Genomic DNA, 21,288 nt, shown 5'->3' on the forward strand with positions numbered 1-21,288 from the left:
GCGCCTTAAACTCTGCGCCCGAACCGGGCATAATGACATGAGAGCGGGCATTTGCCGCACATTCGCGACCACTTGTCGCGCGGGCCCCGCGTTCCTATAACCGCGGCAACTTCAGGGGAGCCGTTCCATGCGTTTCGACCAGCGCCACCTTCTGGGCATCGAGCCCCTTCGTCCCGACGAGATCACCACGCTGCTCGACCTTGCCGAGCGTTACGTGACCCTGTCGCGCGCCCGCGACAAGCACGCCAATGCGCTGGCCGGGCTGACCCAGATCAACATGTTCTTCGAGAACTCCACCCGCACGCAGTCCAGTTTCGAGCTGGCGGGCAAGCGGCTCGGGGCGGACGTGATGAACATGTCGATGCAGGCCAGCTCGATCAAGAAGGGCGAGACGCTGATCGACACGGCGCTGACACTGAACGCCATGCACCCCGACCTGCTGGTGGTGCGTCACCCGCACTCCGGCGCGGTCGACCTGCTGGCGCAGAAGGTGAACTGCGCGGTGATCAACGCCGGTGACGGCAAGCACGAACACCCGACGCAGGCGCTGCTCGACGCGCTGACCATCCGCCGCGCCAAGGGCCGCCTGCACCGGCTCAACATCGCGATCTGCGGCGACATCGCGCATTCGCGCGTCGCGCGCTCGAACCTGCTGCTGCTGCACAAGATGGAGAACCGCATCCGCCTTGTCGGCCCGTCGACTCTGATGCCCTCGGGCATCGCCGACTTCGGTGCCGAGGTCTATGACGACATGGCCGAGGGGCTGAAGGACGTGGACGTGGTGATGATGCTGCGGCTGCAGAAGGAGCGCATGGACGGTGGCTTCATCCCGTCTGAGCGCGAGTATTATCACCGCTGGGGGCTGGACGCGGAGAAGCTCGCCCATGCGAAGCCCGACGCCATCGTCATGCATCCCGGCCCGATGAACCGCGGCGTCGAGATCGACGGCACCATCGCCGACGACATCAACCGCTCGGTGATCCAGGAGCAGGTCGAGATGGGGGTCGCCGTGCGCATGGCCGCCATGGACCTGCTGGCCCGGAACCTGCGGGCCCGGCCCACCGAGCTGGCGGTCTGAGCGGAGCGCGTCATGACCAAGATGCACATCAACGGCTCGGTGGACGGCGAAGTTCGCCTCTTTCACCTCGACCTGCCACCCGAGGCGGTCGAGCGCTTCACCGTGCAGGCCGGCACCGGGGAGTTTCCGCTGCAATACGCGCTCGGCGCGCGCAAGCTGCGGCCCTCGCGGATCGACGTGGTCTCGATCCGCGATCTGGGGGAAATGCCGCTCTCGACCTATCTCACCGAGGCCTATCAGGTCGGCGGCGAGGACTTCCGCCAGATGAAACCGCGCATCGACGCGCTGAAGGGCCACGTGGTGGTCCTGCCGAGTGCCGCCTTCGATCACACTTCGCAGGACCTGGCCATCTCGACCCCGCTGCGCTGGATCGGCACCTTCAAGGAAGCCGAGGGCGCGGGTGCCCGCGCCGGCAAGCTGCGCAGCGCCGCCGCCCGCGGCAGCATGGATCGCCCGGCGGCCACCGAGGACGCGCCGCGCAGCCGCGCGCTGACCTATGCCCTGCTCGGGCTGGGCGTGCTGGTGCTGATCGTCCTTTTCGCCTTCTTCAGGGCCGCATGATGCGCCCCTCCGCCGCCCTGAACATGACCCCGCCCCCCATGATTGCGCCTTCCGGAGGCACCGAATGAAAGACACGCTGCTCTACAACGCCCGGCTGATCGACCCCGAGGCCGGGACCGTCTCGGAGGGTGCGCTGCTGCTCTCGGGTGGCCGGATCAAGGCCGTGGTGACCTCGGCCGACGAGATCGCCACGCTGCAGGGACAGACCGCGGCGCAGGACCTGAACGGCGCGCATATCGCACCCGGTATCGTCGATCTCGGCGTCAAGGTGGGCGAGCCGGGCGAGCGTCACAAGGAAAGCTTCAAGACCGCCGGGGTGGCCGCCGCCGCCGGCGGCGTGACCACCATGGTGACCCGCCCGGACACCTCGCCGGCGATCGACACGCCCGAAGTGCTGGAGTTCATCCGCCGCCGCGCCAACGAGACCGCGCCGGTCAACGTGCTGCCCATGGCCGCGCTGACCAAGGGCCGTGAAGGCCGCGAGATGACCGAGCTCGGCTTCCTGCTCGACGCCGGTGCCGTGGCCTTCACCGATTGCGACCGCGTCGTGACCGACACCAAGGTGCTGTCGCGCGCCATGGGCTACGCCCGCTCGCTCGGCGCGCTGGTCATGGGCCACCCGCAGGAGCCGATCCTGTCGAAGGGCGCCGCCGCCAGCTCGGGCAAATTCGCCTCGCTGCGCGGCCTGCCCGCAGTCTCGCCGATGGCCGAGCGCATGGGGCTCGACCGCGACATCGCGCTCGTCGAGATGACCGGCGTCCGCTACCACGCCGACCAGATCACCACCGCCCGCGCCCTGCCGGCACTGGAGCGTGCAAAGAACAACGGCTTCGACGTGACGGCGGGCATCTCGATGCATCACCTGACGCTGAACGAGATGGACGTGGCCGACTACCGCACCTTCTTCAAGGTCAAGCCGCCGCTGCGCTCCGAGGATGATCGGCAGGCGGTGCTCGAGGCGCTGCGCACCGGGCTGATCGACGTGATCGGCTCGTTCCACACGCCGCAGGACGAGGAATCGAAGCGCCTGCCCTTCGAGGAGGCCGCCTCGGGCGCGGTGGGTCTCGAGACCATGCTGCCGGTGCTGCTGCGGCTCTACCACGCGGGAGAGGTCGATTTGCCCACGCTATTCCGCGGGCTGTCACTGAACCCGGCGAAACGGCTGGGGCTGGACTGCGGCCGCCTGAGCGCGGGCGCGCCCGCCGACCTGGTGATCTTCGACGCCGACAAGCCCTTCGTCCTCGACCGCTTCAAGCTGCAGTCGAAATCCAAGAACACCCCCTTTGACGGGGCGCGGCTGCAGGGCAAGGTGCTGCAGACCCTCGTCGCCGGAACCCCCGTCTGGAGCGCCTGACATGCTGCCCGAGATCACCTCTTCGGTCCCCGTGCTGATCCTCTGGGCGGTGCTCGGCTATCTGCTCGGCTCGATCCCCTTCGGCCTGCTGCTGACGCGGGCTATGAACCTCGGCGACCTGCGGTCAATCGGCTCGGGCAATATCGGCGCGACCAACGTGCTGCGTACCGGCAACAAGGCGGCAGCGGCGGGCACGCTGCTGCTCGACGGGGCCAAGGGCGCGGTGGCCGTGCTGCTGGCGCGCTGGATGGCGGGCGAGGACGCGGCGCAGTTGGCGGGGCTGGCGGCCTTTCTCGGCCATTGCTTCCCGGTCTGGCTGAAATTCCGGGGCGGCAAGGGCGTGGCGACCTTCATCGGTCTCATCCTTGCGCTGCACTGGCCGGTTGGTTTGATCACCTGCGCCACCTGGCTCGCCGCGGCGGCCATGTCGCGCATCTCGTCGCTGGGTGCGCTGGTGGCGGCGCTGCTCTCGACCCTCTGGATGGTGCTCTTCGGGCAGATCGAGATGACCGCGCTGACGCTGCTGCTGACCGCGCTGATCTTCTGGCGCCACCGCGAGAACATCGACCGGATCCGCAAGGGCACCGAGTCGAAGATCGGTCAGAAAGGCTGAGAGATCTCGAGGGATTTGGCCCGGACGAACGCCGGGCCGCCACCCTGCCGTGGAAGCTTCTTCTCAGAGCTTGCCGCTCAGGTGCAGCTCCAGATCCTCGACCCGGTCCTGCCCCCAGAACTTCTCGCCATCCTCGGTGATCCAGAAGGGCGAGCCGAAGACCCCGGCGCCCACCGCTTCCTCGAGGTTGGCGGCATAGGTCTCGGCCCCGACCAGCAGACCGCTATCGGTCAGCGACGGATCGAAGCCGTTCTCCTCCAGCGCCGCCTTGATCACCGCGTCCTCGGAAATGTCCTTTTCCTCGGCCCAGCAGTTCCGAAGCAGCATGTGGATCAGCCCGCCGACATCGCCGCCCCCGGCCTTGGCCGCCGCAATGATCGCGTAGGAAGACGGCGCGGCGTTCATCGGCCAGAACATCGGCTTGAGGTTCAGCGGCATGCCGACCTTCCGCGCCTGACGTGGCAGGTCCATGTTGCGATAATCGATCCGCGACTGATGGCGCTGCGCCAGAGGCGCGCCGCCGGTGCGCGGAAACAGGGCGGTGATGTCGAAGGGTTTGTAGACCACCTCAGCCCCGTGTTTCGCGGCGATCTCCTCGAACCGCGGCCCCGCGAGATAGGCAAAGGGAGACAACATCGAAAAATAGTACTGGATTTGTGCCATGGGGTCACATGCCCTTCCGTGTATCTTTGCCCCACGCTAACTGCGTGTTAAGGCGACCGCAACGTCACGAATCTGTCATTCCGTAACGCCGGAGCCTCCTCAAATGCCCACCGTCATCGAACCCAAGCTCATCGCGGGTAATGCCAACAAGCCGTTGGCGAACGCCATCGCCCGCCGCATGTCGCTCTATCGCGGAGGCGCGGTCGGACTCGTCGATGCCCGCGTCGAGCGGTTCAACGACCAGGAGATTTTCGTCGAAGTCTACGAGAACGTCCGCGGCGAGGACATGTACATCCTCCAGCCGACCTCGAACCCGGCGAACGACAACCTGATGGAGCTGCTGATCATGGCCGACGCGCTGCGCCGCTCCTCGGCCGCGCGCATCACTGCCGTGATCCCCTACTTCGGCTATGCCCGCCAGGACCGCCGAACCAAGGCGCGCACCCCGATCACCTCGAAGCTGGTCGCCAACATGATCCACGAGGCCGGCGTCGAGCGGGTGCTGACCATGGATCTCCACGCCGCGCAGATCCAGGGCTTCTTCGACATCCCGGTCGACAACCTCTACGCCTCGCCGATCTTTGCGCTCGACATCCAGCACCAGTTCAAGGACTCGCTGCAGGACGTCATGGTGATCTCGCCGGACGTCGGCGGCGTGGCCCGTGCCCGCGAGCTGGCCAAGCGGATCAACGCGCCGCTTGCCATCGTCGACAAGCGCCGCGAGAAGCCGGGCGAGATCGCCGAGATGACCGTGATCGGTGATGTCACCGGCAAGAAGTGCATCATCGTCGACGACATCTGCGACACCGCCGGCACGCTGTGCAAGGCCGCCGAGGTGCTGATGGACCACGGCGCCACCGAGGTGCACGCCTACATCACCCACGGCGTCCTGTCGGGCCCCGCGGTCGAGCGCGTCACCAAGTCGGTGATGAAGTCGCTGGTGATCACCGACTCGATCGCCGCCACCGACCCGGTCGCCGCCGCGCCGAACATCCGCATCCTGCCGACTGCGCCGATCTTCGCGCAGGCGATCCTGAACATCTGGAACGGCACCTCCGTGTCGTCGCTGTTCGAGACCGACGTGCTCGGCCCGATCTACGAAGGCATCCTCTGATGACCTCGCGCCCGCCGCTGATCCGGCGGGCGCGTCCCGCGGATCTTGAAGCGATCCAGGAGATCGTCGAGACCGCCTATTCCCCCTACATCCCGCGCATGGGGCAGAAGCCCGGCCCGATGCTCGACGACTATGCGGCGCTGATCGCCGCGGAGCGCGTCCATGTGGCCGAGCTGGACGGTTCGGTCGCCGCGCTGCTGGTGCTGCTGCCTCAGGACGACGCGATGCTGCTCGACAATATCGCCGTCTCGCCTCGGGCGCAGGGACACGGCATCGGCCGGGCCCTGATGGACTTTGCGGACGCGCAGTCCCGCGCCGGCGGCTACGCGCGAATCCGTCTCTACACCAATGCCCTGATGACCGAGAATCTCGTGCTCTACCCCCGCCTCGGCTACCGAGAGACGGGACGCGTGACCGAAAAGGGCTATGACCGGGTTTACTTCGAAAAGCCTATCTGAGCCTCGCGCCACGGTTTTTTCCCGGCATGCAGAGTCTGCAAGGCGGGCTTCTCCTGACGTGGCTTGTGACTCGGGCCGGAAATCCCGATGTCAGCGCCATCACGAAATCAGGAGGCCATCATGGCTACGACCGACATCCACAGTTTTCCGGCTGACTCGCAACGCGGATCCCTTTCCCGCATGATCGAACGCTTCAAGCTGGCCCGTTCGCGCCGCGCAGAATACTTCCGCCTCGTGCGCGAATTGGAATCCTTCAGCGACCGCGATCTTGCCGACATCGGGTTTCACCGCGCCAACATCCGCGACATCGCCTGGCAGGCCGCCTACGGCCGCTGACGGGCCCGGGCGATCCGCGGCAGGCTAGTCGATGCTCCAGTCATCCTCGCCCCGCACCTCCCCGATCGCCATCCAACCAAGACGCACGCGCGCGACGCGCGTGTCGGACCATGTGCGGAACACCATGTCGAACCCGGTTTCCGTGACATTCTCGGCCCCGAGGTCGGCACGGATGTTCCCGCCATTGTCGATATCCCAGAGCGACAGAACCACCTGAACGTTCGGCGGGCTCGCGAAAGGCTCGTTAAAACGCACGTGCCGCCGCCGTTCACGCTCGCCGGCACCGGTCCACATGGAACCGCCGGTCTCGAATTCCGAAAACAGGTCCTCGCTGCCCTGGTCGATACCAACCCAGGCGCCTCGCAATTTCCGCATAAGGTCTTTCCTCATCCGCGCTCTGCGCAGTCTTGTGCAACTGCCGGTGAAAGAAAATGGGAAATTCCCATTGTTTCCTATGACCTAGGACTTCAGTCGTCCGGGGTGCACACGCGGATGCGATGACCATCGGGATCGCGCGCCACGAAGGTACGCCCAAAGACAGCGTCAAGCGGCGGCTGTTCGATCTCGACACCCATCTCGCTCCAGCGCGCGTGGATCCGGTCGACCTCGGTATCCTCCGCCACCATGATGGCCAGTTCCGAACGGTGTCCGCTACCGCCGGAGACGAAGTCCTGCGCGGTTTCGGACCAGAGCCCGAGCGAGAGGCCATTCGCGAAGGAAAACGCCGCGTAGCCGGGAAAGACAGCCTCGGGCGCGGTGCCAAGCAGGCGTTCGTAGAAGGCGGCGCTAGCGGCGGGATCGGCGACGTAGAAAAGGATGAGGTTCGGGGTCATGGCGGGCTCCTGTGAAAGTCTTCCTCGGAAGTAGCCGACTCTGCCGACAGCACCTGTCAGCAGGGTGCTGCGCTCTCACGCGACCCCTTGGGGTCGCCCAAAAGCAAAAGGCCCCGCTTGCGCGGGGCCCTTGCGTTGTCTCGAGCGCCAGGCTCAGTAGTTGAGGTTGGCGGCTTTCGGGTCGAGCCCGATGTGCGTGCCAACCGCCACCATGTCCTGAAGCAGCTTTGCCGCCTCGTCCACGGGGCCCGGCTCGTTCTCGGGAGCAGCTTCCTTCGCGGCCTTGTAGGCCATGACAGCTTCTTCCACGAGCGCGTCGTAGGTCGCCTGGTCCATGTCGCCATGCGGCACAGCCTTCTCGGCCAGCACGCTGACCGACTGGCCGATCTCGGCGAAGCCGCCGGTGACGACGAACTCCTGGGTGCCGGTCTCGGTCTCGACCTTGAGGATGCCCGGACGCAGCGTGGTGATCATCGGCGCATGGTTGGGCATGGCCGTCAGATCGCCCTCGGTGCCCGGAATCTGCACTGCCGTGACGGCAGCCGACATCAGGTTGCGCTCGGGGCTCACCAGGTCGAATTGCATCGTTTCAGCCATTTGGGCCTCCGGTTACTGGGGGGCGCGAGGCCCCCCGCTGGTCTCAGGCTGCGTCTGCCGCCATTTTCTCGGCTTTCGCGAGCACCTCGTCGATGCCGCCGACCATGTAGAAGGCGCCTTCCGGCAGGTGGTCGTACTCACCGTTCACCACGGCCTTGAAGGACGAGATGGTGTCCTCGAGCGGAACCTGCACACCGTCGGAGCCGGTGAACACCTTCGCAACGTCGAACGGCTGGCTGAGGAAACGCTGGATCTTCCGGGCGCGGGCCACGGTCAGCTTGTCCTCTTCCGACAGTTCGTCCATGCCGAGGATCGCGATGATGTCCTGCAGCGACTTGTAGCGCTGGAGGATACCCTGCACGGCGAAGGCCACGTCGTAGTGTTCCTGGCCGACAACGGCCGGGTCCATCAGACGCGACGAGCTGTCGAGCGGGTCCACGGCGGGGTAGATGCCGAGTTCCGAGATGGCACGGTTGAGAACCGTCGTCGCGTCGAGGTGCGCGAAGGTCGTTGCCGGTGCCGGGTCGGTAAGGTCGTCCGCGGGAACGTAAACGGCCTGGATCGAGGTGATCGAGCCGTTCTTGGTCGAGGTGATGCGTTCCTGCATCGCACCCATGTCGGTTGCCAGCGTCGGCTGGTAGCCCACAGCGGAGGGGATACGGCCGAGAAGTGCGGACACCTCGGAGCCGGCCTGCGTGAAGCGGAAGATGTTGTCCACGAAGAACAGAACGTCGGTGCCGGACTGGTCGCGGAACTGCTCGGCCAGGGTCAGGCCGGTCAGGGCGACGCGAGCACGGGCTCCCGGCGGTTCGTTCATCTGACCGTAGACCAGTGCCACCTGCGATTCCGACAGATTGTCGGGCTTGATAACGTTGGATTCGATCATCTCGTGGTAAAGGTCGTTGCCCTCACGGGTCCGCTCGCCAACACCGGCGAACACGGAGTAGCCCGAGTGCACCTTTGCGATGTTGTTGATCAGTTCCATGATGAGAACGGTCTTGCCCACGCCGGCGCCGCCGAACAGGCCGATCTTGCCGCCCTTCGAGTAGGGAGCCAGCAGGTCGATCACCTTGATGCCGGTCACCAGGATTTCCGACTCGGTCGACTGTTCGTCGAACTGCGGGGCGGGCTGGTGAATGGCGCGGGTTTCTTCTGCGTTCACCGGGCCCTGCTCGTCGACGGGCTCGCCGACGACGTTCAGGATGCGGCCGAGGGTCGCGTTGCCGACCGGCACCGAGATCGGGCCGCCGGTGTCTTCCACGGCCTGGCCGCGGACGAGACCTTCGGTGGCGTCCATTGCGATGGTGCGAACGGTGTTCTCACCCAGGTGCTGGGCGACTTCAAGAACCAGTTTCTTGCCGTCGTTTTCGGTGGTCAGCGCGTTCAGAATCTCGGGCAGGTGGTCGTCGAACTTCACGTCGACCACGGCGCCGATGACCTGGGTCACTTTGCCTTTTGCGTTTGCCATTTATCGTCTCCGGTTCTTAGAGCGCCTCGGCGCCCGAGATGATTTCGATCAGTTCGTTGGTGATGACCGCCTGACGCGAGCGGTTGTACTCAATCGTCAGCTTGTCGATCATCTCGCCCGCGTTGCGCGTGGCGTTGTCCATGGCGCTCATCCGAGCCCCCTGTTCCGAAGCCGCGTTCTCCAGCAGAGCCGAGAAGATCTGGGTTGCGACACCACGGGGCAGGAGATCGGCAAGGATGGCTTCCTCGCCGGGCTCGTATTCGTAGAGCGTGGACCCGCCAGCGTCTCCCTCGGGCGCGTCGAATTGCGCCGGGATAACCTGCTGGGCCGTCGGAACCTGAGAGATCACCGACTGGAACTTCGAATAGAAGATGGTCGCCACGTCGAATTCCTCGTTGTCGAAACGAACGAGGATGTCCTTCGCGATGTTCTGAGCGTCGGCGTAGCCGATCTTCTTCACATCGCTCAGGTCGACGTGACCGACGAACAGGTCGCCGTAGTCACGCTTGAGCTGCTCACGGCCCTTCTTGCCGACGGTGAGGATCTTCACCGTCTTGCCAGACGCCTTGAGCGTTTCGATTTGAGTCCGCGCCTTCTTCACGATGGAGCTGTTGAAGCCCCCGCAAAGGCCACGCTCGGCGGTCATGACGACGAGCATATGCACGTCGTCCTTCCCGGTGCCCGAGAGCAGCTTCGGCGCCGTTGCGCTACCGCCCACCGACGCGGCCAGACCACCGAGCAGCGCGTTGAAGCGCTCGGTGTAAGGCCGCGACATCTCGGCCGCATCCTGTGCCCGCCGCAGTTTTGCGGCGGCCACCATTTGCATGGCCTTGGTGATCTTCCGGGTCGATTTGACCGAGGAGATGCGGTTTTTGAGGTCCTTGAGGCTAGGCATAATCCTGTCCTTTCAGGGCGCTCAGGCGTAGGTCGCGGCGAATTCGTCGAGCACTGCCTTCAGCTTGTCCGCGGGTTCACCCTTGATCTTCGGATCGTCGTTTTCGATCCACTCGAGGATGTCCTTGCGCTGGCCGCGCAGGAACGCGAGCAGGGCAGCTTCGTACTTGCCGACTTCCTTGACCGGAACGTTGTCCAGATAGCCGTTGGTGCCTGCGAAGATGATGCAGACGATCTCGGCGTTGGTCAGCGGCGAGTACTGCGGCTGCTTCATCAGCTCGGTCAGACGTGCACCGCGGTTCAGCAGCTTCTGGGTCGAGGCATCGAGGTCCGAACCGAACTGGGCGAAGGCCGCCATCTCGCGGTACTGCGCGAGCGACAGTTTCACCGGGCCGGCAACCGAGGACATTGCCTTGGTCTGAGCGGACGAACCCACGCGCGACACCGACAGACCGGTGTTCACGGCCGGGCGGATGCCCTGGAAGAACAGTTCGGTCTCGAGGAAGATCTGGCCGTCGGTGATCGAGATCACGTTGGTCGGGATGAAGGCCGACACGTCGCCGCCCTGGGTCTCGATGATCGGCAGCGCGGTCAGCGAGCCGGCACCGTGATCCTCGTTCAGCTTCGCCGAACGCTCGAGGAGGCGCGAGTGGAGGTAGAACACGTCGCCCGGGTACGCTTCACGGCCCGGCGGGCGGCGCAGCAGCAGCGACATCTGGCGGTAGGACACGGCCTGCTTGGACAGGTCATCATAGATGATGAGCGCGTGCTTGCCGTTGTCGCGGAAGTACTCTGCCATCGCGGTCGCGGTGTAGGGCGCGAGGTACTGCATCGGAGCCGGGTCGGACGCGGTTGCGGCCACGACGATCGAGTAGTCGATCGCGCCGGTTGCTTCCAGACGCTTCACCAGCTGCGCAACGGTCGAGCGCTTCTGGCCGACGGCCACGTAGACGCAGTACAGCTTCTTGCTGTCGTCGTCGCCGGCGGCGTCGTTGTAGGACTTCTGGTTCAGGATGGTGTCGAGCGCGATCGCGGTCTTGCCGGTCTGGCGGTCGCCAATGATCAGCTCGCGCTGGCCACGGCCGATCGGGATCATTGCGTCGACCGACTTGAGGCCGGTTGCCATCGGCTCGTGAACCGACTTACGCGGGATGATGCCCGGTGCCTTCACGTCGGCGACGCGACGCTCGGAGGTTGCGATCGGGCCCTTGCCGTCGAGCGGGTTGCCGAGGCCGTCGACCACGCGGCCAAGCAGGGCTTCGCCCGCCGGCACGTCCACGATCGAGTTGGTGCGCTTGACGACGTCGCCTTCCTTGATGTCCCGGTCGGAGCCGAAGATCACCACACCGACGTTGTCGGCTTCCAGGTTCAGCGCCATACCCATGATGCCGCCCGGGAATTCGACCATCTCGCCGGCTTTCACGCTGTCGAGACCGTGGACACGCGCGATGCCGTCACCGACGGACAGCACGCGACCCACTTCTGCGACTTCGGCCTCCTGACCGAAGTTCTTGATCTGCTCCTTTAGGATCGCAGAAATCTCGGCTGCTTGGATACCCATTTATCCGACCTCTTTCATTGCATTCTGGAGGGAGTTGAGCTTCGAGCGGATCGACGTGTCGACCATCTTCGAGCCCACCTTAACAACGAGACCGCCGATGAGGCTCTCATCCACGGTCGATTTGATCTTCACGTCCGAGCCGATCTGCGACTTCAGAGTCGCGGCAAGCTCGGTCGCCTGAGCCGGGGTCAGCTCGATGGCGGAGGTCACCTCGGCGGTCACCTCGCCCTTTTCTGCGGCGATCATCTCGCGCAGGTGGGCGATCAGCTGCGGCAGCGCGAAGAGACGACGCTTGGAGGCCATCAGCCCCAGCGTGTTCGTCAGCACGGGCGCGAGGCCCATCTTCGCAGCGATTGCCATGATTGCCTTGCCCTGCGCTTCGCGGGTGTAGACCGGCGAAGAGATCAGATCCTTCAGCTCAGCGCTTTCACCGAGTGCGGCGGACAGATCGTCGATACCGCTCTCGAGCTTGTCGAGCGCTTTTTCCTCTTTGGCGATCCCAAAGACCGCCGTGGCATAGCGCGCCGCGATGCCGCTGGAGATCGAAGCTGGTTCAGACACGTCCACCCTTCCGATATGAGGCCCCCGCGACGCACGGAAGTGATCCGGCGTCCGGAGGCGTTGTCCCTGCCCTGATGCCCTCAGGGCGTCGAAATCGCCGACGATCTATCAGAGCGATGGGGACCTCGCAACATGCTAACGGCCATTTAACCACCTGCGGAGCGTAGCTTTTCCGGCTCCCGACCGCCCCCGCGCGGCATTGCGGCAGACAGGGCTATGGAATGTCTCGCTTTTTCGTGATCCCCGGAAATAATGCGTCACGAAAGCGCAGGTTTTGATCACGCGTCACGCTAGCGCAAACGTGCGAGCGGCGTCACAATCTTAGGGAGATGAGTGCGCTTGCAGCGGCTTGGGCGAATCTTTCGCCCTGCCCCGCAGCGTCAAACCGGCTTCGGCTCCTTGCTGGGCACCGGGCTCAGCACCTCGAGCGGGCTCGGCACGCGGACTTTCTCGCCGATGCCCTTGCGCTGCGGCGGGTAACGCTTGGAGGCGCGCACCATCAGCACCCCGCCCGCCATCACTGCCGGCACCGTGCGGCCGATCCGCTCCCAGACCGGCGCGGTCTTCATCCAGAAGCGCCGGGTCGAAGGAGGCTGGTAGAGCACCGAGGCATGCGAGACCCGCAGGAAATCATGCGCCCGGAGCTGCGCGTCGAGCTGGCTCAGCGAGTAAGGGCGCCCCTGCCCGAAAGGCGTGCTCTCCGAGCGCGCCCAGAGCCCCGAACGGTTGGGCACGATGAACAGCACCTCACCCCCCGGCCCCAGCGTCCGGTAGCATTCATCGAGCAGCGCGGTGATGTTGTTGCAGGTCTCCAGCCCGTGCATGACCACCAGCCGGTCCAGATGCCCGGTCTCCACCGGCCAAAGCATCTCTTCGGTCAGCACCGAGACGTTCGGCATCCCCGCGGGCCAGCGCATCACCCCCTGCGGCGCGGGCATCAGCGCCATCACCCGGCGCGCCTGCGCGAGGTAGGGGCGCAGCACCGGCACGGCAAAGCCGTAGCCTGCAACATTCAGCCCCTGCGCCTCGGGCCAGAATCGCAGCACCTGGTCGCGCAGGGCGCCACGCGCCGCGCGGCCAAGCGCGCTGCGATAGTAGAAGTCGCGAAGCGCCTGCACATCCGGATGCATTGCGGGCCGTCGTCCCTTGCGTCAGTCTGGGTCTCTCTCGCGAGTCACTCTGTCAAAGCCTTGAAGGAAAAGCCATGCCCCTCGAGATCGTCACCGTCCCCTGCCTGAGCGACAACTACGCCTACGTGGTGAAGGGCCCCGAGGGCGTGATCCTGATCGACGCCCCCGAGGCGACGCCGATCGAGGCGGCGCTCGATGCGCGCGGCTGGTCGCTCGATGCGATTCTCATCACCCACCATCACCATGACCACGTCGAGGGCATCAAACCGTTGCGCGATCGCTACGGCTGCACCGTGATCGGCCCCCGCGCCGAGGCGGCAAAGATCGACGGTCTCGACCAACTCGTGGCGGGCGGCGACGAGTTCTCGGTCGCGGGTGTCGGCGTGCATGTCATCGATGTTCCCGGCCACACGCTGGGCCATATCGCCTTCTACATGCCGCAGGCGCAGGCCGCCTTCACCGCCGACAGCCTCATGGCGCTTGGCTGCGGACGGCTGTTCGAGGGCGATGCCGAGATGATGTGGGCCTCGATGCAGCGGCTCATGGCGCTGCCTTCGGACACGATGATTTGCTCGGGCCACGAATACACTTCCGCCAACGCCAGATTTGCGCTTACTATTGAACCAGAGAACGCCGAGCTTAAATCTCGGTGTGACGCCATCGCCAAAGCCCGGACAGAGGGGCGAGCTACCGCCTCCTGCGCGCTGTCCGAGGAACTGGCCACCAACCCTTTCCTGCGACCGGACTCTCCCGAGATCCGCGAGCGGCTCGGCTTGACCGAGGCGACGGATGCCGTTGTCTTTGCCGAAATCCGCGCCAGGAAAGACCGCTTTTAGGCCGCCGCTTTTCACGCCACGTTGCGCCCTTCGGGACAAATGTGAGCGCCGCAAGCCTAGAAAAGACTTGAAGGATGGTCGTGATCGACCAAACTTTAACGGTAAGAGGCAATGTTGGGCCCGTGCCCGACGCAGACAGGAAGGAGCACGCCGTGCCTTCATTCTCGAACACCCTTGAGCAGGCAATTCACTCGGCCCTGGCGCTGGCGAACTCCCGCAGCCATGAATTTGCAACTCTCGAGCACCTTCTCCTGGCCCTCATCGACGAACCCGACGCCGCCCGCGTGATGAAAGCCTGCTCGGTCGACACCGAGGAACTGCGCACCACGCTCGTCGAATTCATCGACGAAGACCTTTCCAACCTCGTCACCGACGTCGAGGGTTCCGAGGCCGTGCCGACGGCCGCCTTCCAGCGCGTGATCCAGCGCGCCGCCATCCACGTGCAAAGCTCCGGCCGCACCGAGGTGACCGGTGCCAACGTGCTCGTCGCGATCTTCGCCGAGCGCGAGAGCAACGCCGCCTACTTCCTGCAAGAGCAGGACATGACCCGTTACGACGCAGTCAACTTCATTGCCCACGGCGTGGCGAAGAACCCCGCCTACGGCGAGAGCCGCCCGGTGACCGGCGCGCAGGAGTCGGAGGAAGAAACGAAAAGCGAGAGCGCACAGGCCTCCGACAACAAGGAGTCGGCGCTGGCCAAGTATTGCGTGGATCTCAACGCCAAGTCCCGCAAGGGCGACGTGGATCCGCTGATCGGCCGCGAGCATGAAGTGGAGCGTTGCATCCAGGTGCTCTGCCGCCGCCGCAAGAACAATCCGCTGCTGGTGGGTGACCCCGGCGTCGGCAAGACCGCCATTGCCGAGGGGCTGGCGCGCAAGATCGTCAGCGGCGACACCCCTGAGGTGCTCTCGAACACCACCATCTATTCGCTCGACATGGGCGCGCTGCTTGCCGGCACGCGCTACCGCGGCGATTTCGAGGAGCGGCTGAAGGCCGTGGTGACCGAGCTTGAGGAACACCCCGACGCGGTGCTCTTCATCGACGAAATCCACACGGTGATCGGCGCGGGCGCGACCTCCGGCGGCGCCATGGACGCCTCGAACCTCCTGAAGCCCGCGCTTCAGGGCGGCAAGCTGCGCACCATGGGCTCCACCACCTACAAGGAGTTCCGCCAGCACTTCGAGAAGGACCGCGCGCTCAGCCGCCGGTTCCAGAAGATCGACGTGAGCGAGCCCTCGGTCGAAGACGCGGTGAAGATCCTCAAGGGCCTCAAGCCCTATTTCGAGGAGCACCACTCGGTCAAATATACCCAGGACGCGATCCGTACCGCGGTCGAGCTGTCGGCCCGCTACATCAATGACCGCAAGCTGCCCGACAAGGCCATCGACGTGATCGACGAGGCCGGTGCCGCGCAGCATCTGGTGGCCGAGAGCAAGCGCCGCAAGACCATCGGCACCAAGGAGATCGAGGATGTGGTCGCCAAGATCGCCCGCATCCCCCCGAAGAACGTCTCCAAGAACGACGCCGAGGTGCTCAAGGACCTCGAAGCGACGCTCAAGCGCGTGGTCTTCGGCCAGGACAATGCCATCGAGGCGCTGTCCTCGGCGATCAAGCTGGCCCGAGCGGGCCTGCGCGAACCCGAGAAGCCGATCGGCAACTACCTCTTCGCCGGCCCGACCGGTGTCGGCAAGACCGAGGTGGCCAAGCAGCTCGCAAGCTCGCTCGGCGTGGAACTGCTGCGGTTCGACATGTCCGAGTACATGGAGAAACACGCGGTCAGCCGCCTGATCGGTGCGCCTCCGGGTTACGTCGGCTTCGACCAGGGTGGCCAGCTCACCGATGGCGTGGACCAGCACCCGCATTGCGTGCTCCTGCTCGACGAGATCGAGAAGGCGCACCCGGATGTCTACAACATCCTGCTGCAGGTGATGGATCACGGCTCGCTGACCGACCACAACGGCCGGACCGTGGACTTCCGCAACGTGATCCTCATCATGACCTCCAACGCCGGCGCGGCGGAGCAGGCCAAGGCGGCCATCGGCTTCAACCGCGACCGCCGCGAGGGCGAGGACACCGCCGCCATCGAGCGGACCTTCACGCCGGAATTCCGCAACCGTCTGGACGCGGTCATCAGCTTCCAGCCGCTGCCGAAAGAGGTCATCCTCTCGGTCGTCGAGAAGTTCGTGCTGCAGCTCGAAGCGCAGCTCATGGATCGCAACGTCTCGATCGAGCTCACCAAGCCGGCGGCCGAATGGCTGGCCGACAAGGGCTACGACGACAAGATGGGGGCCCGCCCGCTGGGCCGCGTGATCCAGGAGAACATCAAGAAGCCGCTGGCCGAGGAGCTGCTCTTCGGCAAGCTGGTCAAGGGTGGACTGGTCAAGGTCACGGTCAAGGACGACAAGCTCGTGCTGAAGACCGAGGGCCCGGACAAGCTGCGCCTCTCGTCGCGCAAGCCGCCGCTGCTGACCGCAGACTGATCGTGCGCTTCGGCGCGCTGATATTGATGCTCTCCGCCGCGCCCGTCGCGGCGGAGAGTTTTCGTTTGGGCCTGCCCCTTGACTGCACGCTTGGCGAAGACTGCTTCATCGAGGATTACGTCGATCACGAGCCCGCCCCCGGCGCGCAGAAGGATTTCGCCTGCGCCTTCAACTCGCGCGATGGGCACAAGGGCACGGATATCGCCCTGCTCGACTTCGACCGGATCGCCGAAGGGGTCGCGGTCCGCGCCGCGGCCCCGGGCCGCATTCTGCGCGCCCGCGACGGCATGGCGGATGATCCAAACATGACCGGCGTCACCGAGCAGAACGCCTGCGGCAACGCCGTGCTCGTAGATCATGGCGGGGGCTGGCAGACCCTGTATTGCCACATGCGCGAAGGCTCCGTGGCCGACGTGATCACACCCGGAATGGACGTCGAGGCAGGAACGCAGCTCGGCCTCGTCGGCCTCTCGGGCCAGACCAATCACCCCCACCTGCATCTGGCGGTGATGAAAGACGGAAAGATCGTCGACCCTTTCGCCCCCGATGCAGGCGCTGCCTGCGGCACCGAGCAGGAGACGCTCTGGGCAGAGCCGCCGACCTACTACCGGACCGGGCTGATGACGGCGGGCTTCTCGACGTCGATCCCCTCCCTCGACGCGGTGCGCAGCGGCGCGGCGCGGGTGACGCGTGCCGAGCGAAACGCGGCGCTCGTCGTTTACGCCCATGTTGCCTATGGCGAGACCGGAGACCTGCTAACCGTCTCCGGACGAGGCCCGGACGGCGAGGTCTTTCGCAAGGAAATCGTCCTGGAACAGCCACAGGTGAGCCTGGTGCAGGCCTTCGGGCGCAAGCCCCCGCCAGGCGGTTGGCCCGCGGGCGACTATGTTGGCGAGGTACTTCTGACCCGCGACGGGATCGTAATCGCGCATCGCTTCGCCGACGTCACCGTTCACTGATCCCGCGCCGCGAGCCCGACGCGGGTCCTATTTCACAAGCCTCACTTCTCGGTCAGCTTCAGCTCGATGCGGCGGTTCTGAGCCCGCGCGGCCTCGGTGTCCGCAGGGTTGATCGGCTGGAATTCCCCGAAGCCGTTGGCTGCGAGCCGCTGCGGCGGGATGCCCTCGTTGTCGACCATGTAGCGCACCACCGAGAGCGCCCGCGCCTGGCTGAGTTCCCAGTTGTCGGCAAAAGGCGCGCCCGGGCGCAGCGGCGTGTCGTCGGTGTGCCCGTCGACCCGCAGGATCCAGTTGATCCCCGGCGGAATGTCCTGCGCGATGGTCCGGATCAGCCCGGCGACTTTGGAGATTTCACCCTCGCCGACCGCGGAAAGCGTCGCGCCCCCCGGCGGGAAGAGCACCTCGGAGGAGAAGACGAAGCGGTCTCCCTCGATGCGCACGCCCTCCTGCTGGCCGATCACCTCGCGCAGGCGGCCGAAGAACTCGGAGCGGTAGCGTTCGAGATCCTGCGCCTGCGCCTCGAGCCGCTTGCGCTCGGCCTCCTCGAGTTGCCGGCGCTTGCGTTCTTCGGCGGCGACACGGGCCAGCGCGGCGTTGAGGTCCGACCCAAGATTCTGGATTTGCACCTGTGCCTCGGCGTCCTTTTCGCGGCTGTCGTCGAGCAGCCCCTGCAGCTGCGACAGCTGCGTGCGCAGCGCCGCGACCTGCTGGTTGAGCAGCTCGGATTGCTTTTGCGCAGCGCTGGCGCGGTCGTCGCTGGCCTCCAGCTCCTTGCGCGCCTGCGCCAGAAGCGCCTGTTGGCGCTCGTCGTCGCTCAGCCCCTCGGCCAGCTTGGCCTCGGCCTCGGCCTTGGCGGCCAGCGCCGCGGCCAGCCGATCGCGCACCTGCCGGGCGTCGAGCTGCACGTCGCTCTGCGCCGCCAGCGCCTCGGCCAGCTTGACCTGCGCGGCATCGCGTTCGGCCCGCGCCGTGGCCAGATCGCTGCGCAGGCTGGCGAGTTGGCCCTGCGCGGTGTCGCCGCTCTGCTGGGCCTCTGTCAGCTCGCTCTCAAGCGCGACGATCCGTGCCTCCAACTCGTTGCTGTTGTCGGCGGCCAGCGCCGCGGCCAGCCGGGCGTTCAGCTCCGACTCCCCCTCGCGCGCGGCGGCGAGCAGGGTCAGCGTATCCTCGGCCTGCTTGCGCTGCTGTTCCAGCGACAGCGTCATGGCTGTCAGCTCGGCCTGCGCGCCCTCGAGACGCTTGCGCAGCGCGGCGGCAGCTTCGGACTCGGCCAGCCGGCGCTGTTCCTCGTCGGTCAGATCCTGCTCCAGCGCGTCGACCTGCGCAGAGAGCCCGCCCAGCTGCACCTCCTGCTCGGAATTCTTCGACCGAAGGTCGGCGATCAGCGCCTCCATGGCCTCGCGCTGCGCGGCGGCGAGCCGGGCCGCCTCGGCCTGATCGTCCATCTCGGTGCGGGCAGAGGCCAGCGCGGTCTGCAGGGCGTCCCGGTCCGAGGTCAGCTCGTTTTTCTCGGCGGTCAGCTCGGTGATCGTCTGCTGTGCCCCGTCACGCTGCGCGATCAGCGAGGCGACCTGTTCCTCGAACGACGCGATGCGCCCCTGCTGCTCGTCGCGCTGCGCGGTGAGCGCGGTGATGATCGACTGCTGCTCGGCCATCTGCGTGGCATTGTCCGAAAGCGTCGCCTCCAGTTCCCCCAGCTGGTTGGTCAGCGCGGTGTTCTCGCGCTCCTGCACCCCCAGCGCCTGCGCCAGCGCCGCCAATTCGCCCGAGAGGCTGTTGAGCTCGGTCTCCTGACCGGTAATCGTCTCGCGCAGCACGAACTGGATCACCATGAAGATGGTGAGCACGAACATCAGCACCAGCAGCAGGCCCGTCATCGCATCGACGAAACCGGGCCAGATATTGGCCTGAAGACGGGCTCCGGTGCGGCGGGACAGAGCCATGGATTAGCCCTCGGATCCGCCGGAGCGCGCCGGCCCGGGGCGCACTGCGCGCACCTGCGGCGGCTGCGGGCGGGCGATCTGACCAAGCACGCGGGTCAGCGTGGCAAGATCGGTGCGCAGCTCGGCCATGCTTTCCTGCCGGCCGGCGGCCACCTCTTCCAGCAGCCGCAGCATCTGCACGTCGATCGAGCGCAGGCGCATCCGGCTCTCGGCATCCAGCCCCTCGGCGCTCTCGCGGCTTTCCAGCACCTCGATCAGCCGCTCCTGGCCTTCAGCGATCCTCGCCAGCGAATTGTTCGACGGCGCAGTGGCTTCCAGCCGCTCGGTCATCCGCTCGATGGAATCGGCGAGCTGGCCGAGCCGCCCCTCGATTTCCATGCGGCCCTGCTCGCTCTCGGCATAGAGCGCGCTCATCCGCTCCATCTGCTCGGTCATCTGGTCGAGCACCATGCCGATCAGCGCCTCGTCACCGCTGCCCTCGCCCTCCCCCGAGGAGAAGCTGAGCTTGGTGATCGAGCTGAGCCATTCCTCCAGTTCACGGTAGAAGCGGTTCTGGCCGTGGCCGGCGAAGAGCTCCAGCAGGCCGACGATCAGAGACCCGGCAAGGCCCAGCAGCGACGAGGCAAAGGCCACGCCCATGCCGCCCAGCTGCCCTTCGAGACCGCTCATCAGCCGCGAGAAGGTCTGTACCCCGCTCTCGCCCTCTTCCGGCACGAGGCTGCGGATCGTGTCGACCAGCGCCGGCACCGTCGTGGCAAGCCCGTAGAAGGTGCCCAGCAGACCGAGGAAAATCAGCAGCGAGACGATGTAGCGGGTGATCTCACGCGCCTCGTCGATACGGGTCGCGACGGAGTCGAGGATCGAACGGGTCGAGGTGGTGGTGATTTGCAGCCGCTTGTCGTGCCGGCGAAGCAGCGCCGCCAGCGGCGCCAGCAGGCGCGGCGCGCGCGCGCCGGCGTCGCGACCCGAGGCAAAGCCCTCGATCCAGCGCACCGAGGTGATCAGCTGCGCCACCTGCAGGAAACAGGCCAGCACCCCGAGCACGAAGACGAAGAGGATGAATCCGTTGAGATAGGGGTTCGACTGGAACACCGGCAGAACGCGCGGCAGCACCAGCACCGCCCCGGCACCGCATAGCCCGAGCACCGCCAGCATCAGCAGGATCTGGCGGATCGGTTGGCTGAAATGGGCCTCTGCCTCGAGGTCGCGTCGGTCCATTTGGGGCACCTGGATTACCTTTATTCTGCGGGGCAGCGTAAGCCGTCGCCCCAATCAAGCCAAGCCGTTATCGGTCAGCCCCCGCACGCGGTCCGCCAACCAGTGCAGCTCGGCATCAGGAATCCCCAGATGTTCGAGGTGGGAGGCAGTGTTGTAGAGATACTCGCTGTTCGGCCCGCGTCCGCCAATGGCCTGCGCGATGATCCGCGCCTGCTCTTCGAGGTCGAGCCCGCCGCAATACTGCACGTGGTCCGGATCGATGATGTAGGTCACCGCCTCGACCTCGCGGCCATCCTGCAGCACCAGCGGCAGCGTGGCCTCGTAGTAGGCCGCCGAGACGAGCTCGCGCTCACGCAGGTAGGCCAGCGTCGGCCCTTCGGTGCCCGGCTGCGCGCGCAGCGCCAGCCCCTCGCAGGAGGCGGCGTGCTCGGCGTCCAGTGCCAGCACCAGCCCCGGCGCCTCGGGCGTGCCGCGATGATGGATCGAGCGCATGCAGAACGAGCGGCGATAGCCGGGCAGCGTCGCATGGGCGCTCTCCGCCACGGGAAAGCCGGGATTCCAAAGAAGTGAGCCGTAGCCGAAGACCCAAAGCGCCATCATTCTGGTCCTTTCCGCATGTGGGCTGTAAACA

Annotated in this window: 22 protein-coding genes; 10 read left to right on the plus strand and 12 right to left on the minus strand. The window is 65.9% G+C overall.

Annotation, left to right across the window (positions count from 1 at the left end; all coding sequences use genetic code 11):
* The first annotated feature begins 127 nt into the window (after positions 1–127).
* The 4 genes from BM397_RS19385 (at position 128) to plsY (ending at position 3,606) form a co-directional block, all read left to right on the plus strand.
* Complete coding sequence (locus BM397_RS19385) at positions 128–1,078, plus strand: aspartate carbamoyltransferase catalytic subunit (protein WP_092427945.1); 951 nt, start codon at positions 128–130, stop codon at positions 1,076–1,078.
* A 12-nt stretch (positions 1,079–1,090) separates the two neighbouring features.
* Complete coding sequence (locus BM397_RS19390; RefSeq protein WP_092427943.1) at positions 1,091–1,639, plus strand: aspartate carbamoyltransferase catalytic subunit; 549 nt, start codon at positions 1,091–1,093, stop codon at positions 1,637–1,639.
* Between the two features lie 64 nt (positions 1,640–1,703).
* Positions 1,704–2,993 (plus strand): dihydroorotase, encoded by a 1,290-nt coding sequence (gene pyrC, locus BM397_RS19395; protein WP_092427941.1) that lies wholly within the window; start codon positions 1,704–1,706, stop codon positions 2,991–2,993.
* 1 nt (position 2,994) lies between these two features.
* On the plus strand, positions 2,995–3,606 hold the full coding sequence (gene plsY, locus BM397_RS19400) for a glycerol-3-phosphate 1-O-acyltransferase PlsY (protein WP_092427939.1): 612 nt from the start codon (positions 2,995–2,997) through the stop codon (positions 3,604–3,606).
* A gap of 63 nt (positions 3,607–3,669) precedes the next feature.
* Here plsY and BM397_RS19405 read toward each other — a convergent pair whose 3' ends face one another.
* Positions 3,670–4,269, minus strand: a complete 600-nt coding sequence (locus tag BM397_RS19405) for a 2-hydroxychromene-2-carboxylate isomerase (RefSeq protein ID WP_092427937.1) — start codon at positions 4,267–4,269, stop codon at positions 3,670–3,672.
* 103 nt (positions 4,270–4,372) lie between these two features.
* Between BM397_RS19405 and BM397_RS19410 the strand changes: the two genes are divergently transcribed.
* The 3 genes from BM397_RS19410 (at position 4,373) to BM397_RS29030 (ending at position 6,177) form a co-directional block, all read left to right on the plus strand.
* Positions 4,373–5,383 carry a ribose-phosphate pyrophosphokinase gene (locus BM397_RS19410; protein ID WP_092427935.1) on the plus strand — a complete coding sequence of 337 codons (1,011 nt, stop codon included), beginning with the start codon at positions 4,373–4,375 and terminating at the stop codon, positions 5,381–5,383.
* A complete protein-coding gene (locus BM397_RS19415; RefSeq protein ID WP_092427933.1) occupies positions 5,383–5,841 on the plus strand; it encodes a GNAT family N-acetyltransferase in 459 nt (152 codons plus the stop codon). Before BM397_RS19410 ends, BM397_RS19415 begins: the two co-directional genes overlap by 1 nt.
* Positions 5,842–5,961: 120 nt before the next feature.
* Positions 5,962–6,177, plus strand: a complete 216-nt coding sequence (locus BM397_RS29030) for a DUF1127 domain-containing protein (protein WP_245696151.1) — start codon at positions 5,962–5,964, stop codon at positions 6,175–6,177.
* Positions 6,178–6,201: 24 nt separating this feature from the next.
* Here BM397_RS29030 and BM397_RS19425 read toward each other — a convergent pair whose 3' ends face one another.
* The 8 genes from BM397_RS19425 to BM397_RS19460 all read right to left on the minus strand — a co-directional run bounded on the left by BM397_RS19425 (position 6,202) and on the right by BM397_RS19460 (position 13,221).
* Complete coding sequence (locus BM397_RS19425; protein ID WP_092427929.1) at positions 6,202–6,552, minus strand: H-type lectin domain-containing protein; 351 nt, start codon at positions 6,550–6,552, stop codon at positions 6,202–6,204.
* A 92-nt stretch (positions 6,553–6,644) separates the two neighbouring features.
* Positions 6,645–7,010 (minus strand): VOC family protein, encoded by a 366-nt coding sequence (locus BM397_RS19430; protein ID WP_092427927.1) that lies wholly within the window; start codon positions 7,008–7,010, stop codon positions 6,645–6,647.
* A 153-nt stretch (positions 7,011–7,163) separates the two neighbouring features.
* A complete protein-coding gene (locus BM397_RS19435) occupies positions 7,164–7,607 on the minus strand; it encodes a F0F1 ATP synthase subunit epsilon (protein WP_092427926.1) in 444 nt (147 codons plus the stop codon).
* Positions 7,608–7,650: 43 nt separating this feature from the next.
* Positions 7,651–9,075, minus strand: a complete 1,425-nt coding sequence (gene atpD, locus BM397_RS19440; RefSeq protein WP_092427925.1) for a F0F1 ATP synthase subunit beta — start codon at positions 9,073–9,075, stop codon at positions 7,651–7,653.
* Positions 9,076–9,091: 16 nt separating this feature from the next.
* Positions 9,092–9,970 (minus strand): F0F1 ATP synthase subunit gamma, encoded by an 879-nt coding sequence (locus tag BM397_RS19445; RefSeq protein ID WP_092427924.1) that lies wholly within the window; start codon positions 9,968–9,970, stop codon positions 9,092–9,094.
* 21 nt (positions 9,971–9,991) lie between these two features.
* Complete coding sequence (gene atpA, locus BM397_RS19450) at positions 9,992–11,530, minus strand: F0F1 ATP synthase subunit alpha (RefSeq protein ID WP_092427922.1); 1,539 nt, start codon at positions 11,528–11,530, stop codon at positions 9,992–9,994.
* A complete protein-coding gene (locus BM397_RS19455; RefSeq protein WP_092427920.1) occupies positions 11,531–12,097 on the minus strand; it encodes a F0F1 ATP synthase subunit delta in 567 nt (188 codons plus the stop codon).
* Between the two features lie 374 nt (positions 12,098–12,471).
* A complete protein-coding gene (locus BM397_RS19460) occupies positions 12,472–13,221 on the minus strand; it encodes a methyltransferase domain-containing protein (protein ID WP_092427918.1) in 750 nt (249 codons plus the stop codon).
* A gap of 74 nt (positions 13,222–13,295) precedes the next feature.
* Here BM397_RS19460 and gloB point away from each other — a divergent pair, with 74 nt between their 5' ends.
* The 3 genes from gloB (at position 13,296) to BM397_RS19475 (ending at position 17,496) form a co-directional block, all read left to right on the plus strand.
* A complete protein-coding gene (gloB, locus tag BM397_RS19465; protein ID WP_092427916.1) occupies positions 13,296–14,057 on the plus strand; it encodes a hydroxyacylglutathione hydrolase in 762 nt (253 codons plus the stop codon).
* Positions 14,058–14,209: 152 nt separating this feature from the next.
* Entirely contained in the window at positions 14,210–16,537 is a 2,328-nt protein-coding gene (clpA, locus tag BM397_RS19470) for an ATP-dependent Clp protease ATP-binding subunit ClpA (protein ID WP_092427914.1), read from the plus strand.
* A gap of 65 nt (positions 16,538–16,602) precedes the next feature.
* The gene (locus BM397_RS19475; RefSeq protein WP_245696150.1) at positions 16,603–17,496 is read left to right on the plus strand and encodes a M23 family metallopeptidase; all 894 of its coding nucleotides are present in this window, start codon (positions 16,603–16,605) and stop codon (positions 17,494–17,496) included.
* A 41-nt stretch (positions 17,497–17,537) separates the two neighbouring features.
* On the opposite strand, the gene BM397_RS19480 is transcribed toward BM397_RS19475, so the two are convergent.
* From BM397_RS19480 to BM397_RS19490, 3 genes are read right to left on the minus strand one after another with little or no spacing between them, the layout of a single operon-like run.
* Positions 17,538–19,439: a peptidoglycan -binding protein gene (locus BM397_RS19480; RefSeq protein ID WP_092427912.1), complete on the minus strand. Its 1,902-nt coding sequence runs from the start codon at positions 19,437–19,439 to the stop codon at positions 17,538–17,540.
* 3 nt (positions 19,440–19,442) lie between these two features.
* Positions 19,443–20,657 (minus strand): biopolymer transporter ExbB, encoded by a 1,215-nt coding sequence (locus BM397_RS19485; RefSeq protein ID WP_092427910.1) that lies wholly within the window; start codon positions 20,655–20,657, stop codon positions 19,443–19,445.
* Positions 20,658–20,711: 54 nt separating this feature from the next.
* Positions 20,712–21,254, minus strand: a complete 543-nt coding sequence (locus BM397_RS19490; RefSeq protein ID WP_092428005.1) for a gamma-glutamylcyclotransferase — start codon at positions 21,252–21,254, stop codon at positions 20,712–20,714.
* Between the last annotated feature and the right edge of the window lie 34 nt (positions 21,255–21,288).

Source organism: Alloyangia pacifica, assembly GCF_900116195.1.
In the GTDB taxonomy this organism is placed as follows: Bacteria; Pseudomonadota; Alphaproteobacteria; order Rhodobacterales; family Rhodobacteraceae; genus Salipiger; species Salipiger pacificus.